Annotated in this window: 13 protein-coding genes; 5 read left to right on the plus strand and 8 right to left on the minus strand. The window is 40.2% G+C overall.

Annotated features, from left to right (window positions below):
- Positions 1-117: 117 nt before the first annotated feature.
- The 4 genes from yidC (at position 118) to U735_RS0105785 (ending at position 6,376) form a co-directional block, all read left to right on the plus strand.
- Entirely contained in the window at positions 118-1,974 is a 1,857-nt protein-coding gene (gene yidC, locus U735_RS0105770; RefSeq protein ID WP_031442918.1) for a membrane protein insertase YidC, read from the plus strand.
- Between the two features lie 643 nt (positions 1,975-2,617).
- Positions 2,618-3,808 (plus strand): tRNA 2-thiouridine(34) synthase MnmA, encoded by a 1,191-nt coding sequence (gene mnmA, locus U735_RS0105775; RefSeq protein ID WP_031442919.1) that lies wholly within the window; start codon positions 2,618-2,620, stop codon positions 3,806-3,808.
- Position 3,809: 1 nt separating this feature from the next.
- Positions 3,810-5,435, plus strand: coding sequence for a S8 family serine peptidase (locus U735_RS0105780; protein ID WP_031442920.1), 1,626 nt, complete (start codon positions 3,810-3,812; stop codon positions 5,433-5,435).
- Positions 5,435-6,376: an NAD(P)H-dependent flavin oxidoreductase gene (locus tag U735_RS0105785; protein ID WP_031442921.1), complete on the plus strand. Its 942-nt coding sequence runs from the start codon at positions 5,435-5,437 to the stop codon at positions 6,374-6,376. Before U735_RS0105780 ends, U735_RS0105785 begins: the two co-directional genes overlap by 1 nt.
- 109 nt (positions 6,377-6,485) lie before the next feature.
- Here U735_RS0105785 and U735_RS0105790 read toward each other — a convergent pair whose 3' ends face one another.
- The gene (locus tag U735_RS0105790) at positions 6,486-8,216 is read right to left on the minus strand and encodes a tetratricopeptide repeat protein (RefSeq protein ID WP_031442922.1); all 1,731 of its coding nucleotides are present in this window, start codon (positions 8,214-8,216) and stop codon (positions 6,486-6,488) included.
- Positions 8,217-8,547: 331 nt separating this feature from the next.
- Complete coding sequence (locus U735_RS0105795) at positions 8,548-8,772, minus strand: putative signal transducing protein (protein ID WP_031442923.1); 225 nt, start codon at positions 8,770-8,772, stop codon at positions 8,548-8,550.
- Positions 8,773-8,866: 94 nt separating this feature from the next.
- Between U735_RS0105795 and U735_RS0105800 the strand changes: the two genes are divergently transcribed.
- Positions 8,867-9,262 (plus strand): hypothetical protein, encoded by a 396-nt coding sequence (locus tag U735_RS0105800; RefSeq protein ID WP_051891882.1) that lies wholly within the window; start codon positions 8,867-8,869, stop codon positions 9,260-9,262.
- A gap of 22 nt (positions 9,263-9,284) precedes the next feature.
- On the opposite strand, the gene U735_RS0105805 is transcribed toward U735_RS0105800, so the two are convergent.
- From U735_RS0105805 to U735_RS0105830, 6 genes are read right to left on the minus strand one after another with little or no spacing between them, the layout of a single operon-like run.
- Positions 9,285-10,619: a DUF58 domain-containing protein gene (locus tag U735_RS0105805; RefSeq protein WP_031442925.1), complete on the minus strand. Its 1,335-nt coding sequence runs from the start codon at positions 10,617-10,619 to the stop codon at positions 9,285-9,287.
- Between the two features lie 47 nt (positions 10,620-10,666).
- Positions 10,667-11,671 carry an AAA family ATPase gene (locus U735_RS0105810; RefSeq protein ID WP_031442926.1) on the minus strand — a complete coding sequence of 335 codons (1,005 nt, stop codon included), beginning with the start codon at positions 11,669-11,671 and terminating at the stop codon, positions 10,667-10,669.
- Between the two features lie 3 nt (positions 11,672-11,674).
- Positions 11,675-12,886 carry a DUF4350 domain-containing protein gene (locus U735_RS0105815; RefSeq protein WP_031442927.1) on the minus strand — a complete coding sequence of 404 codons (1,212 nt, stop codon included), beginning with the start codon at positions 12,884-12,886 and terminating at the stop codon, positions 11,675-11,677.
- Positions 12,879-13,607: a hypothetical protein gene (locus U735_RS0105820; protein ID WP_031442928.1), complete on the minus strand. Its 729-nt coding sequence runs from the start codon at positions 13,605-13,607 to the stop codon at positions 12,879-12,881. The genes U735_RS0105815 and U735_RS0105820 overlap by 8 nt, the downstream gene beginning before the upstream one ends.
- The gene (locus U735_RS0105825) at positions 13,604-14,554 is read right to left on the minus strand and encodes a hypothetical protein (RefSeq protein WP_031442929.1); all 951 of its coding nucleotides are present in this window, start codon (positions 14,552-14,554) and stop codon (positions 13,604-13,606) included. Before U735_RS0105825 ends, U735_RS0105820 begins: the two co-directional genes overlap by 4 nt.
- Entirely contained in the window at positions 14,523-15,503 is a 981-nt protein-coding gene (locus tag U735_RS0105830) for a stage II sporulation protein M (protein WP_031442930.1), read from the minus strand. Before U735_RS0105830 ends, U735_RS0105825 begins: the two co-directional genes overlap by 32 nt.
- Between the last annotated feature and the right edge of the window lie 26 nt (positions 15,504-15,529).

A 15,529-nucleotide genomic window follows, 5' to 3' on the forward strand; every position in this document is an offset into this window, starting at 1 on the left:
TAGTGCCAGTTTGGCATATATAGCCTAATTGGGCATATATTTGCAAGCTGATTTAATCCGTTGGGAACGTAGATGTTGTTTGTATCCCCGCCGATAATATTTTAAATTAAACTTTAGATGGAGGAAAAGAAATTGGATATTAATACCATTATCGGTTTTGTACTGATTTTTGGTATTCTTATTTTTATGTTTTGGCAGAACCAGCCAACACCGGAAGAGCTGGAAGCACAAAAGGCAAAACAAGAGCAGCTTGAGGCCGCTGAAATGCAAAAAGCCAATGCTGTAAAAGAAGAGATTGCCCAACCCAAAACAGTCGATCTTCAAGATTCTATGGCCGTTGCAAGTTACAAAAGTGCTATAGGTGCATTTGGATTTACGGCTCCTACAGAGGGAACCACGGTATTGGAGAACGATGTGGTTTATTTGGAAATAAGCAACAAGGGAGGCCAGATTATCGAGGCGAAAATGAAAGGTTACGTAACCTATGATTCCATTCCTGTATATTTAATAAAAGATGGCAATGCCAATTTTGCACTTAATTTTAGTACTTCGGACAATAGGGTTTTAAACACCAACGATCTATACTTTGAACCCACACTTTCCAAATCCGGTGAGAATCAGGTGCTGTCCATGAAGGCCAAAGTAGCATTCGATAAGTTCTTGGAATATCGCTACGAAATGAAACCTGACGAATATCTAGTTGGTTTTACAGTGAGGTCTCAAGGCTTAAATGGCATCGTTAATAGTTCCAAGCCCATTGATTTGGATTGGAAGATGAAGGCGATCCGCCATTCCAAAAGTATTCAATATGAAAATAGGTATACAAGGGTAACCTATAACCATGATGGTGACAAAATAAGTAAGTTATCCGAAGGCAGTGAGGATGAGGAAACGGAAGTAGATTTAAAATGGATTTCTTACAGACAGCATTTTTTTAGTTCCATTCTTACTTATGCCAATAAGTTTGAAACCGCCAAATTGAATTCTGTAAATTTAGTAGAGGAAGAGAGTCACACCCAACAATTTACAAAGGAGTTCGCTGCCCAGGTGCCTTTGGAGTTGCAGGGCGGAGAGTTTGCCTATAATTTTAATTGGTACTACGGACCAACAGATGTAAAGGTTTTGGCCCAGTACAAGGAATTGGGACTGGAAGATTCTATTCCCTTTGGCTGGGGTATTTTTGGATGGATCAACAGATATATCTTTACCCCTGTATATACTTTCCTAAGTTCGTTCCTCCCTTACGGAATAGCTATTGTGGTCATGACCATTTTGGTAAGACTTATTATGTCGCCAGCTACCTATAAGTCCTACTTGTCCCAAGCCAAAATGAAGGTGTTGAAACCTGAAATTACAGAGCTTAACGAGAAGTTCAAGGACAATGCCATGAAAAAGCAACAGGAAACCATGAAATTGTATAATAAGGCCGGGGTAAGCCCTATGAGCGGTTGTGTGCCCGCTCTGTTGCAGATGCCGATCTTCTACGCCCTATTTATGTTTTTCCCAACTTCCTTTGCGTTGAGACAGAAGCCGTTTTTGTGGGCAGATGACCTTTCTTCCTATGATGCCATAGCCCAGTTGCCGTTTACTATTCCATTTTACGGGGATCATGTGAGTTTGTTTCCTATTTTGGCCTCTGTTGCCATATTCTTTTATATGATGATGACCACTGGGCAAAATATGCAGACGCAACCGGGAATGCCCAATATGAAATTTATTATGTATTTGTCTCCCTTGATGATGTTGGTTTTCTTTAACAACTATGCGAGTGGACTAAGTTTGTATTATTTTGTGTCTAATTTGATTACCATTTTTATAATGCTGGCCATCAAGAATTTCATTTTGGACGAAGACAAGATCCATGCCCAGATACAAGAGAATAAAAAGAAGCCTAAGAAGGAAAATAAGTTTCAGAAGAAGATGCGCGAGATGATGGAACAGGCCGAGGAACAGAAAAAAATAGGCAAGAAATAAGCCTAGATTTTCATAACATACGATTAAAGTGCTTGGATTTTTTCAAGCACTTTTTTTTTGAGCATAATCTATGGTTTTGTAGCGGTAATCGGCATGTTGTTGAAATTCAAATTGTTTATATACTTAGGCTGTTTAATGGTCCGTTCAGGAGGGTTATAGGATAACTGATGCCCTTGGAGAGGAAGTATGATGTGCTAGAATAGTTGTAAAACAAAAACCCCGGCCATGTGGTCGGGGTTTTTAGCATTGATTTGGTTTAATTTGGTAAGATTTGGGTCTCCAAAGATTGTACTTTTTTAAGCTGTGTAAAACTAATAGTTGTAAAGTGGTCTTTTTAGTATGCTAAAGTGGCTTCTTTTGATGTATGGGTATTTTTTAAAATTTAATTCTCCTACTTTAAGGTTGACGGTGCTTTAATTTTAACAGTTTGATTTCCAAAAAAAGTACGTCCAAGACCAAAAGTGTTTTTAGTTTTAATCCTTGAGGGTGTTACAATTGTTCAACACTGAATAAAGGGACGATTCCTCCTTTTTTGTTAGATTATATTTATAATGCCGGCAAATTCCAATTTTGTATTTTTGCAAAGTAAGTGTAAGACATAAATGGGTTGTAGCGACCAAGGGTAAACAATAAATAATTACAGATGCAAAAGGTGGTAGTCGGACTTTCCGGCGGTGTGGATTCCAGTGTTACGGCATATCTCTTAAAGGAGCAAGGGTACGAGGTTATTGGCCTGTTTATGAAGAATTGGCATGACGATTCCGTGACTATTTCCAAGGAATGCCCTTGGCTGGAGGATAGTAATGATGCCCTTATAGTTGCCGAGAAGTTGGGAATACCCTTTCAGACCGTAGATTTAAGTGCCCAGTACAAAGAACGTATTGTGGACTATATGTTCAGGGAATACGAGAAAGGGAGAACACCAAACCCCGATGTGCTTTGCAATAGGGAAATTAAGTTTGATGTGTTTATGAAAATTGCCATGCAACTGGGAGCGGACTATGTGGCAACAGGACACTATTGTAGAAAGGGGGTTATAAAAAATGAGGACGGAACGGAAACGTATCAGTTGCTTGCCGGTGCGGACGCCAATAAGGACCAATCCTATTTTTTATGTCAGTTATCCCAAGAACAACTTGCCAAAACCTTATTTCCAATAGGGGAATTACAGAAGCCTGAAGTGAGGAAAATAGCTGCAGAGAATGATTTGATCACCGCGGATAAAAAGGATTCCCAAGGTCTTTGCTTTATCGGGAAGGTACGTTTGCCAGAATTCCTGCAACAGAAGTTAAGGCCCAAAAAGGGGGTAATTGTGGAAGTACCTGCGGTATTGGAGCAGTATGGGAGTACCATTCCCCAGTTTAATTCCAAATTGGAAGAATTGGCCTATTACGCTGAAAAGCCTCATTATGACCTAACCGATGGAAAGGTGGTAGGGGAGCATCAAGGTGCCCACTATTTTACAAAAGGACAGCGTAAGGGATTGGACGTAGGGGGAACCAAAGAACCCTTGTTCGTAATTGAAACCGATGTTGATCAGAATGTAATCTATACCGGTCAAGGGAAGAGTCACCCCGGGCTCTATCGTAGGACCTTATTTGTAAACAATGATGAATTACATTGGGTACGTACGGATTTGGCGTTGGAAGTGGACCAGACTATGGAGGTTATGGCAAGGATAAGATACCGTCAACCTTTGCAAAAGGCGACACTTTACAGAGTGGATGCCGGGTTGTATGTGGATTTTGTTGAAAAACAATCGGCTATTACGGAAGGGCAATTTGTAGCCTGGTATATTGGAGAGGAACTAGTTGGGTCTGGTGTAATCTCTTAAAATGGTCAAGACAACCCTTTTCCTATTTTTGATATTCTCGGTTTGGGGAATGGCCCAAGAGCATGCCTGGGTATATTTAAAAGATAAGGACCAGGTAGAGGAGTGCATTTTAAATCCATCAAGTATATTATCGGAACGGGCAATACAAAAAAAGAGCAGATTTAATATTGCCATAGATGAAAGGGATGTTCCTGTCAACGAGGTGTACATTGCCCAGTTAAAACTTCAAAACGGGATCACGGTCAAGGCTAAGTCCAAATGGTTCAATTGTGTTCACGTTCTAGGTAGTGTATCCGATATTGCAGCTTTAACAGACCTTCCGTTTGTAGACCGTATTTCTTATGCCGACAAGGGTTTGAATGCCAAATCCACCTCGATTATGGCTTCGAGAAATAAGGCCAACAATCATGCTAATAAGTTTCTGGAACAAGAGGTCGATTTTGTCTACGGGCAAAGCGATGCGCAAATAAAACAATTGGGGGTACATGTTTTGCACAAAAATAACTTTACGGGTGAAGGTTTTTTAGTTGCTGTTTTGGACAGTGGCTTCCCCAATGTGGATCAGATGAGTGCTTTTGAACGTTTACGTTCTAACAATGATTTGTGGGGCGGGTACGATTTTGTTTTCAGATCAACAAATATTTATGCAGCCAACGGAAGTGATCATGGTACCAGGGTATTGTCCGATATGGCCGGTTTTGTGGACGAACAATTTGTTGGGACAGCTCCGGATGCCAGTTATCTGCTTTTTAGAACGGAAGATGCCGCTACCGAAACACCAGTAGAGGAAAGTTATTGGGTGGAGGCCGCTGAGCGGGCCGATAGCCTAGGGGTAGATGTTATTAACAGTTCCTTGGGCTATAGTACTTATGATAATCCAAGATATAATTATTCCCCAGCGGATATGGATGGAAATACGGCCTTTATTTCCAAAGGAGCCAATATTGCAACCGAAAAAGGGATATTGGTGGTGAATTCTGCCGGGAATTCAGGTGATAGCTCTTGGGGTATTATTACGGCACCGGCAGATGCCAATGTATTTGGTGTTGGAGCGGTTGATACCTCTGGCAACTATGTGGCATTTAGTTCACGGGGACCAAGCGCGGATGGAAGGATTAAACCAGATGGGATGGCCTTGGGTGCAGGAGCAACGGTAATAGGCCCGGACGACAGATTGGTAAAAAATAATGGAACCTCCTTTGCTTCGCCCATAATGGCAGGCGCTATCGCTTCCTTTTGGCAGGCGTTCCCTGAAAAAAACAATATGGAGATTATGGCAATGGTGTGGGAATCGTCTTCCCGTTATCAAAATCCAAATTCCCAAATAGGTTATGGAATACCCAATTTTTCCCTACCCTTGACGCTATTGGGAATAGATATTTCAAATGCCGGGGATGAGTGGTATTTATTTCCGAATCCATCCAAGACCGGGTTTCAAGTACAGTTTCCCATGGCCTATGGAAATGCTCGTATAACGCTGTTTGATACCTACGGGAAGCGCATTCTGGAAAAGCAAATTAACCAAGACAATGAGGAGATATCTTTAGAAAATTTAAGTAGGGCCATTTATATTGTACATGTAAAAGTGGACGGGATGCGCAAGGAATTTAAATTGATAAAAAACTAATGGGAAATAGAATTACCGATCTTTTTGGAATTCAATATCCAATTATTCAGGCCGGAATGGTATGGGCCAGTGGATGGCGTTTGGCCTCTGCCGTTTCCAATGCCGGTGGATTGGGGATAATAGGGGCAGGTTCCATGTATCCGGAGATACTGCGGGAGCATATAGAGAAGTGTAAGTTGGCCACCAATAAGCCTTTTGGTGTCAATGTACCAATGCTGTATCCGGATATTGAGAAGCTCATGGAAATCATAGTGGAGCTGGATGTAAAAACTGTATTTACCTCGGCAGGAAATCCCAAAACTTGGACTCCATATTTAAAGGATAGGGGTATAACTGTCGTGCATGTGGTGAGCAGTGTAAAATTTGCACAAAAGGCAGAGGAAGCTGGGGTAGACGCCATTGTTGCGGAAGGTTTTGAGGCTGGTGGACATAACGGTAGGGATGAGACCACTACCTTGACCTTAATTCCCGCAGTAAAAGAAAAAATAAGCATCCCTTTAATAGCTGCTGGCGGAATAGCAACAGGCAGGGCCATGTTGGCTGTTATGGTTTTGGGTGCCGATGGGGTACAGGTAGGAAGCCGATTTGTGGCGAGCAATGAAGCTTCGTCCCATCCCTTATTTAAACAAAAAGTGATAGAGGCTGGTGAAGGCGCTACACAATTAACTTTAAAGGAATTGGCTCCTGTTAGATTGATCAAAAATAAATTCTATAGCGATATACAAAAAGCCTATGCCGATTGTGCAACGGTGGAGGAACTAAAGTCGCTCTTAGGTAGGGCCAGGGCCAAAAAAGGTATGTTCGAGGGCGATTTGGAGGAAGGGGAATTGGAAATTGGTCAGGTGGCCGCCATAATCCATGAAATTAAACCCGCTGCCCAAATTGTAGTGGACATGATGGAGGAATTTAACCATGCCAAGGCAGAGGTGAAGCATTTTTAGGAACCATATTGAACCAAGAACTTTATTGTACCCAAATTGGGAAAATGGATTTTCCAACAGTTTGGGGGTTTCCTTAAAATGTGCCCCATTATTTATAAGATATATATAGTTATAAAACAGAAGTTTTTATTGGTATATCTGCATGTTCCCAGGCATTGTCAAATTCCTGTTTTATCTTTTTGGCCTCCTCCAATTTACCTTGACCAATAAGGCTTTCATGGAGTCCAATTAAGGACCAGCCGTTTTGTCGTACTATATCCAGGTCTTCCTTATATACTTTTTCAGCTTCTTCATATTTTTTAGCCTTAAGCAATGCTGCCCCTAAAGTCTGTCTTACTGGTATATGCCATGCGGTAGGCTCGCTGTATATTAGCTGGTCCTCATAAAATACCGCTTGCTTTAGGTGTTCCAAGGCCTCTGGCATATTACCTTCGGCATTGGCTATTTCACCGGAAACAACCCCATATGCAATTCGTGCTATACTCGAGGAGGGATTGGTATAATTGGCCACAACAGTTTCCAATTCTGGGTCGTTTTTCAATAGTTTAAGAGCCTCCAACTCTTCCTTGGCCTCTTTAATGTTATTTTTCCTTACAAAGGCAATTCCCCTGGCGTAATGCCATATAAGTTTAAGGTGTTTATATTGATCTCCTGGATAAGGTATGGTCAGAATTTCATTCCACTTTCCAAAGCGGGTATAGGCCAACAGTGGTGAGGAAGCAAAATCTTGTAAAAACGGCAAAGTCACCATCTCGCTTAGTGGGACTTTTTCCGCTGTTTTTTTGGCGGCATCAATAGCTAGTTCACTGTTGCCCAAGAGGGTAGAGGCCGACCATAGAAAATGTAAATTGTGCGGGTAATATCCCAATGGATACATGCCCTGGGAATAACATTGGGAGATGTAATCCTCATCTGCCAGGATAGCGGCTTGATTTACTTTTACTGCATCGGCATACCTGCCGACCCTAATATAAATATGGGATGGCATATGTACAATGTGTCCGGCTGCCGGCATTAAGGATCCTAGCTTGTCGGCACTGGGAATGGCGAGGTCCGGTTTGGGAAGTTCCACCATATGGATATAGTAATGATGGGCCCCTGGATGATCGGGATTTAAGTCCATGGCTCTCTCCAAGGCGGCTTTTCCCTTTAAGGTGTTAGGAGCTGGGTTCCCGTCATTGTCCCAATAGTTCCATGGCATAGTATTCATAATAGAGGCCGCGTACAAGGTCTGTACATGGGCATCATCTGGAAATGCTTTCACTACTTTTTCCATGGCACCCATATAGGCCATGTTCAACTCTGAAATTTCTTTAGTTAAATCACTACTGTATCTATGGGCCAGCGCATCTATTAAAGCTTTTTCTTTGGGCGTACCGCTATGGGACAAGTTTTTGGCTTTTGATATAGCTTCATAAGATTTTTTTCTGCGCTCGTCATCTGGCAACGGGTCATTTATGTTGGGACCTAAGGTGTAGGCCTGTCCCCAATAGGTCATGGCCGACTTGGGGTCTAGTCGGGATGCTTCCATAAACGAGCGGTGGGCTTCTGCATGGTTAAATGCATAAGTAAGTTTTACGCCCTGATTAAAATAGGTTTGGGCCTTATGGTCTTTTGTGCTAATACCGAAATGTAAATTGCCAAGATTCTCAAATAAGGGTGCAATTTGTTGGGTGGTATCCACATTGCTCAAGAGGTATTTGGCAACAGTACATTTCATGGAGTAAAAACTAGCTTCCTGTGTTACCACCAATACCTCAGGCGAAGATTGGGGTTTCCACAAATAGGTTATGGCCAATAGGATTATGGCCACTAAGAAGAGACTCAATTTTGTTTTCATGACTTTGAATTTTTATATTGATTTGTTAATTTCTTTTGGATTTCCAGGATGTTACAAGGGGTCAACCCATGTTTGAAGATAGGTTGCTTTGATTGCTAATCGAATATGTCTAATTGTGTGGGGGAAAATTGTGATGCCTGACTTATAGGGGAGATGGAAAACTAAATTTCCGTATATCTAAAATTAGTAAATTCTGAGGTTCTATACTAGAATTATATTGGTTTGTGTTGTAGAAGCTCCAAAATTCAATTCCAAAAACTATGATTTTGCTTTTAGTAAGAACTATTTGGTGAAGAGTTTTTTATGAAAAATGGTATGGGCAAGTCCTCTTTTAGTAACCAATAACTTTTTGGACTATACTTTGTGCTGTTGCCAACTCATCTGCATGGACATAAATTTCCTGATTCCCTTGAATGGCAGATCCAAATCCTGCCAATCTTCCAGATTCCGAATCGTCCTTTATCACCGGGATTATACCAATTTCCTTAAGTTGATTTTCTATGGTCTGTGCCAAAATAAAACTACCGGAAAATATGCGGGTGTATTTGGAATTCATTTTAATAGTGTTTGTAAACTGTTGTTAATATACAAATTTTATATAATGCTATAATCCAAGAGAATTTGTACAGGCATTAGTATCTTTGTGGCCAATGAAGACTGTTATAGTAGGGGTTACCTTTTTTTTATGCGCTTTGCCCTTGTGCGCCCAATTGGAACAGGATAAGTTGAAGCATTTTGCTGCAGGTACCTTAAGCGGAGCTATAGGAGCAGATATTGCCGATGGATTTTCTGGAGGAAATCGCTATTGGCGAATTGCTGGCGCCGTAACTTCAAGTTTATTGGCAGGCTTGGCCAAGGAGGCCTATGATGAACATAAATACGGGGGGTGGGACAATAGGGATCTTGCTGCTACAGTATTGGGAGGAGTGTCTATTGGAATTACTATTGATATATTTTCGGAGAAGAGACAAAGAAAGGAAAAGGAGATGATGGTCCAGATCATAGATGAAAATATGACTTTTGGCAAGCAGGGAAGGGATGACTGAAGGGATTTATGTATTCCAATTTCTAAATTAGTCCCCGAGCTTTTATTTCCAAATATTTGTTGATGGTATTTATGGTCAAATGCTCAGGTTTGGTTAATATGGTCTGTATGCCGTATTTCCTTAGTTCGTTAACGATAAGCTTCTTCTCATAAACAAATTTCTCCGCAATTGTTTTTTCAAATATTTGTTGGATGGTCTCGGCCTTTTCATCCGTAAATTTAATCAATTCGGTGTTCTCAAAGAAAATGACCACCAATAAATGTTGCTTGGCAATTGCCTGTAGGTAGGGCAGTTGACGTTGCAGTGCATCCAAGGTCTCGAAATTGGTATAGAGTAGAAGTAGGCTCCTGTGGGTGATATTTCTTTTAATATCGGCATATAACCGACTATAATCACTTTCTACAAAATTGGTCTCCAAATTGTAAAGTGTTTCCAAAATAAGGTTCATTTGGGAACTTCGTCTCTCGGCAACCACCCTGTTTTCAATTTTCTTGCTAAAGGCGAACATTCCGGCCTTGTCCTGCTTTTTAAGGGCAATGTGGGAAATAACCAATGTGGCGTTAATGGCATAATCCAATAAGCTTAGTCCGTCAAAAGGCATTTTCATGACCCTCCCTTTATCTATAATGGAGTAAATTGGTTGCGACTTTTCATCCTGATACTGGTTTACCATTAGTCCACCTTTTTTTGCCGTAGCTTTCCAGTTAATGTTCCGGATATCATCCCCTAAAACATAATCCTTGATTTGCTCGAACTCCATGGTATGGCCTATGCGTCGAATTTTCTTAAGGCCATATTCGAAGAGTTTATTGCTAAAGGCCATAAGGTCGTATTTCCTCAATTGTAGGAAGGAAGGGTACACGGGGACTTGCTGTTCATTGCCAAAGGTGTACTTTTTGGAGATGAAACCAATAGGAGAGTTGACAAAGACGTTCAAATTTCCAAAGGAATATACTCCTCTTTCCGTAGGTCGCAGGTAATACCGGAACACCTTTTCCTTTCCTTTCCCTAGGGTAGTGGAAATACCAAAATCCCTCTTTTGAAATTGATGGGGGACTTCATCCAAAATTTTCAAACCGGCAGGGAACAAATATGAATTGGAAAGGCTTATTTTAATTTCGTTTTCATCACCATTGGAAAGTTTTTCGGGAACCGAACGCCGGCCTTTTATTCCGCCCTTGGATGCATATACCAAAATAATATCGACCAAAAAAATTAGGGCAAAAACATAAAATAATAATTTTACTACCCCGAAAACATCAGCTAACATATAGGACATTAAGAAACCTAAGACCAAACAAGTCAATACAATAAAGAATCTTTTTTGTAGGTAGATGTTGCTTAGTATTTTTTTCATTTTCTTTATGTGCTATGATATATTTTAATGCCGAGAGGTTTTGTTCATTATCTTGGAATTTCAATAGTCTCCATAATTTGTTTTATTACTTTGTCCGGAGTAAACCCTTCCATTTCCCTTTCAGGAGTCAATATAACCCTGTGCCCCAATACTGGAGTCGCCACTTTTTTAATATCATCCGGGGTTACAAAATCACGTCCGTTGGTTGCTGCCAGAGCTTTGGAGGCATCCATGATAGCAATGGAAGCCCTAGGAGAGGCGCCAAGATATAGGTTGGCATTGTTACGTGTGTTGTGGACAATTCCGGCGATATACTTCATTAAATTGTCCTCTATTATAATTTCCTTGATAATCTCTTGATAGTTGGCTATTTGGTCGGCACTAAGCACCGAAGTAATTAAGCTTTCCAAGTTTTTGTTTTTTTGACGATGTTTACTTTCCAAAATCTCGATCTCTTCCGCTAGGGACGGATAGTTTACCTTGATTTTAAAAAGGAACCGGTCCAATTGAGCTTCGGGCAGTCGGTAGGTACCTTCCTGTTCAATTGGATTTTGGGTGGCAAATACCAAAAATGGGGGTAACATTTTATAAGTATGTCCGTCCATGGTTATTTGGCGTTCGGCCATGGCTTCAAACAAGGCCGCCTGTGTCTTGGCCGGGGCACGGTTTATTTCATCTATCAAAATGATATTGGAAAATAAGGGGCCCTTTTTAAACTCAAATTCCGAGGTCTTCACATTGAAAATTGAAGTGCCCAAAATGTCGCTTGGCATTAGATCCGGTGTAAATTGGATTCTGCTGAAGTTCACATTCATGGTCTTAGCCAAGAGTTTGGCAGTAACGGTTTTGGCTACTCCCGGTACCCCCTCAATTAAGGAATGCCCATTGGCAAGGATAGAAATAATCAGTAATTCGATCATTTCCTGTTGCCCAATGATAACTCTTCCCAATTCCGCTTTTATCTGTGCCACCGATGTCTGTAGTTGACCAAGGTCTATTCTACTCTTAAATTCTAACGGCTTATGGTCTTGCCCATGCTGACTTTCTTCCATGTATTATTTTTTAAATTGATTTAATTTTTTGTTCAATTGAATTACATCCTGTTCACTGTGATTCTTTTTATTTTTAAGATGCACTATCATATCCAATAAATCCTTTACTTCAGACAGTGGTTTGCCCGATCTGCTCGCCAGATCCCTAGCAGTTTTTTCATTGATAGCTTCAGTATTTAGGTGATAATTACTTCTAATCTGCTCCAGAAAAAAATTTATCTTTTTAACAATCAAATCTGTAAAATCCCTATGCTCATAATACAGCCCCCCTACGGTTTTGGCAAATTCAATGGATGAATTCTCCAAGGGTGTGATCACCGGAATGATCCGTTGCTCCCTTTTGGCCTTGAATATTATAAAAATCAACAGCCCTGCCATACCCAAGTAATAAGCCCACTTTAAGGATATTTGATTAAGTATAAATCGCATTGGGGAATCAATTACTATCCTTCCTGATTTTTTATAATTGTCCCAATATAAATCCATATCCTTTAGATAGGATAGGGCATATGCCACATAGTCTTTATTACCCTTTAGCATATAGTAGTTGGTAAACGCTTGTGGGGTAGTATTCAGGTAAAAATGGCCCTTTCCGAATTTAACCTTCACAAAATTGGAGCCCTTGGTTTTTTCATTGGAGCCGGATAGTAAAGGTTCCTGTTCCGAATTAAAGCTAATATATCCCAAAACCGTTGTGTTCAATGTGTCTACCGATGAAAAATGTGTATTGTAAACCCCTCGGTTCAAGGGGTATCTTTGTTTGGGAAAGGAATTGTTGGTAAGATATACCTGTATCGTATCCTCTTTTATTGCATATTGGGTTTCTACTTCAATATTCAAGGTGTCCGCCAAATAGGTCCCAAAGTTGGAAGCAGCAATAAAGGTATCGTTGCCGTCCTGCACGTATTGAAGCAATTTGTTGGTCTCCTGTTTATCCAGGTCCAGAAAATCATTGATCAATATGTAGCTGGAAGCGCTAGTGGTATCCCTGTCCACTAGGCTATTGTACAAACTTTCGCTGGTAGTGTATATTTTTTGTCCAGGGAATAAATTGGGAAGTTCATTGAACAATATATAGCACCCAAAAGGTATTTTGTCCGAAGACGTATAGGATGGCCTCCAGTTCAAGGGCTTGGGGCGCACAATTTCAGTTACTATAATACCAATAAGTACAGCAAGAAATAGGCCTAGGATTATTTTGGAACGTTTATCCATGGGTACCTATATTGTTTATGTTGACAAATTTTATCTCTGCGGCCTGATATTTTAGATCGTCTATTTCCTGTTCCCCGTACCAAATATGGTCGTACAAATAGGAAACATCTTTAAAGAGTTGCCTCATTTTAGGGGCTGTTATTTCTTTTTCGTAGTCTTGGTTAGTTTTTTCATAATGCCATTCAATAATCCGATGTTGAGACAGTGTTTTTAATACTTTTAGGTATTGATAACGTATGGCCAATCTGTAGTTCCTTTGTTCTATTGCATCACTTATCATAGCATCCAGGTCCAGACTTTCTATATGTTCCTCGGCCAAGTTTAGATTTATGGTTGCAGCCTCCTTTTTCCTAAATATGGCTGAGGCATTTTCACCGGTCAGGAATCTTATTAGCAAGTATATGGCCAAAGCAGCCATTAGTCCATAAATAAGGTATTCCAATATTTTGGTAATCCCCGGGGGAATATCAATACCAAAAACATCTCTGAGTCCGTTCATAACCCAATTGAGAAAACGGGCCAGGAAATTTTGTGATTCCCCGTCCCTGATATCGTATTCAAATTCTTTACCCTGATATTTTTGCGTTAGATTTTCATCCAATGTTCTCAATAGCAATTTACTGTTGGTATCCTGGGTTAAGGGTACCGAATCTTTTTCCACTTGGGCCAACCCGGAGAATAGGACAAAAAAACAGTAAATGGAGGCAGCTAATTTTATCACTGGTCTTGAAGTCCTATTTGGTCTATTTTGTTTCTTGAATTAAGATTATATGTTTTTTCGTGCAGGGAAAAATACAACAGCCCATTTACGAACTGTGATAAACATTGTGAATAAACCGCTATTATTAAGAATAGGTAGGTGCCCAAAGTGTAAATGACGGTAGGTACCACTGAAGCCCCCAGATCAACATCGTTTTGAACTACGTGAAAAGTGTATATTCCGATAAGAATCCCTGGAATCATAATGACCACCATGAACAAAAGGCCAATTAAGAACCCTAGGATAAAATTAACGCCCACAGACCTCCAGAAATTTTTGGTAACCAAGTTCCAACCTTCCCCAAGGGCATCAGTTACACCTCTTTTTTCTTTCAGCATCACAAAAAAAGAGACTCCAACCCAAGCCATTACAAAGTATTGAATTACATATTGGGCAAGCATACCTGCCAGCGGTATAAAGGTCAGGACTATGGCTGCGATCATGAGGCCAAAAAAGAGCAGTATCAAAATCAAAATAAAAACAATGATACTTCCCAGATTGTTTTTTACTTCTTCCCAAACTTCTGTCTTATCAAAATTCTGTCCTTTTCGTTCTTCATATTTTATCATATAAGACGTGCTGAGGCTATAATTTAGGACCGCTACCATTAGAAATATTATAAAGAATAAAATTCCTCCAAAAATAAAATACATTAAATAGGCTTCGCTGCCAGAACCTACTGCATCCAAGACAGTATTTTCGTTATTGGTGATAAGGCCAATTACCCCGGATACCAGCAAATAGCTTACGACTAATAGTCCGATAAGAAAAATACCATTGTAGCTTAGAAAAACATTGGTGAATTTTTTAAGGTTCTGTTTAAAGAATTCGAAGTAAACATTGATGATATCCCCAAAGTCCCTATTAACTCTTAGTTCAATAAATTTTTCCTGATTTTCGACTTGCATAAGATTGGTTTAACAAAATGGGATAAATGATGTAATAAAAAATAATCAGCAATAATGAACAGCCTATAATTAAAAACGCCAACCAAGAGGGCATATTGGAATAGCGGGTAATAAACCCTTCAATAAAACCGGCAATTATAAAAAAGGGAATGGTGCTGACCACGACCTTTAGTCCGTCCTTGGCCCCTTTCATAAAAGAAACCCTTCTAGAATAGGTTTTGGGAAATAGGATACTATTCCCCATGATCAATCCGGCACAACCGGCAATGATAATGACGGAAATCTCTATGGTGCCGTGCAGCCAAATCTGCTTGTTTGCCTGATAAAAGACATCTTGGGTGTAAAAAAAAGTAATAAAAGCACCTAGCATTACACCATTGCTGAATAGAATATAGGCGGTGCCGATACTGGTAATTACCCCAAAGGAAAAGGCCATAAAGGCTACTTTAATATTGTTTATGGTAATTCCTAAAAAAGTACCAATTTCACTGCCCCCTTTGTATATGGCCGTAGGGTCTCCACTTGCTATATTGTTGAGGGTTTCATTAACATAGGCATCACCAAGGATTAATCTCACAAAGGTATCATCGTTCATAACGGAAATACTTCCTATTGCAGAGGCAATCATAAAGATTAGAAAGGCGATGCCCAAGGTTTTATGATATTGCCTAAAGAAAAGTGGGAATTCCGTTTTCCAAAAATCCACTATTCTGTTCCGATTCTCCTTTTTGTTTTTATATATTTTTTGATGGGCCTGGGAGGCCAAGGAATTTAAGTACAATAATGTCTTGCTTTCCGCGTAATAAGTCTGTGCATAGGCAAGGTCGTTGGTCAGTTGAATGTAACCATTGGCAAGTTCGTCCGGGCTAATGTGGGCATTATAGTTGATAGCCTTTTCAAATGCTATCCATTTTTCTTTATTTTGCTTCACAAAAGCTGCCTCACGCATACTGGGATAATCCTTTAAGAAATAAA

Origin of the sequence: Arenibacter algicola (assembly GCF_000733925.1) — a bacterium.
Taxonomy (GTDB): domain Bacteria; phylum Bacteroidota; class Bacteroidia; order Flavobacteriales; family Flavobacteriaceae; genus Arenibacter; species Arenibacter algicola.

Excerpts from the sequence above, each read along its gene's own strand:
- yidC (WP_031442918.1), top strand. The coding sequence starts at position 118 with ATGGAGGAAAAGAAATTGGATATTAATACCATTATCGGTTTTGTACTG.
- U735_RS0105830 (WP_031442930.1), bottom strand. The coding sequence starts at position 15,503 with ATGCGTGAGGCAGCTTTTGTGAAGCAAAATAAAGAAAAATGGATAGCA.
- U735_RS0105815 (WP_031442927.1), bottom strand. The coding sequence starts at position 12,886 with ATGGATAAACGTTCCAAAATAATCCTAGGCCTATTTCTTGCTGTACTT.
- U735_RS0105785 (WP_031442921.1), top strand. The coding sequence starts at position 5,435 with ATGGGAAATAGAATTACCGATCTTTTTGGAATTCAATATCCAATTATT.
- U735_RS0105795 (WP_031442923.1), bottom strand. The coding sequence starts at position 8,772 with ATGAATTCCAAATACACCCGCATATTTTCCGGTAGTTTTATTTTGGCA.
- mnmA (WP_031442919.1), top strand. The coding sequence starts at position 2,618 with ATGCAAAAGGTGGTAGTCGGACTTTCCGGCGGTGTGGATTCCAGTGTT.
- U735_RS0105805 (WP_031442925.1), bottom strand. The coding sequence starts at position 10,619 with ATGAAAAAAATACTAAGCAACATCTACCTACAAAAAAGATTCTTTATT.
- U735_RS0105780 (WP_031442920.1), top strand. The coding sequence starts at position 3,810 with ATGGTCAAGACAACCCTTTTCCTATTTTTGATATTCTCGGTTTGGGGA.
- U735_RS0105825 (WP_031442929.1), bottom strand. The coding sequence starts at position 14,554 with ATGCAAGTCGAAAATCAGGAAAAATTTATTGAACTAAGAGTTAATAGG.
- U735_RS0105790 (WP_031442922.1), bottom strand. The coding sequence starts at position 8,216 with ATGAAAACAAAATTGAGTCTCTTCTTAGTGGCCATAATCCTATTGGCC.
- U735_RS0105800 (WP_051891882.1), top strand. The coding sequence starts at position 8,867 with ATGAAGACTGTTATAGTAGGGGTTACCTTTTTTTTATGCGCTTTGCCC.
- U735_RS0105810 (WP_031442926.1), bottom strand. The coding sequence starts at position 11,671 with ATGGAAGAAAGTCAGCATGGGCAAGACCATAAGCCGTTAGAATTTAAG.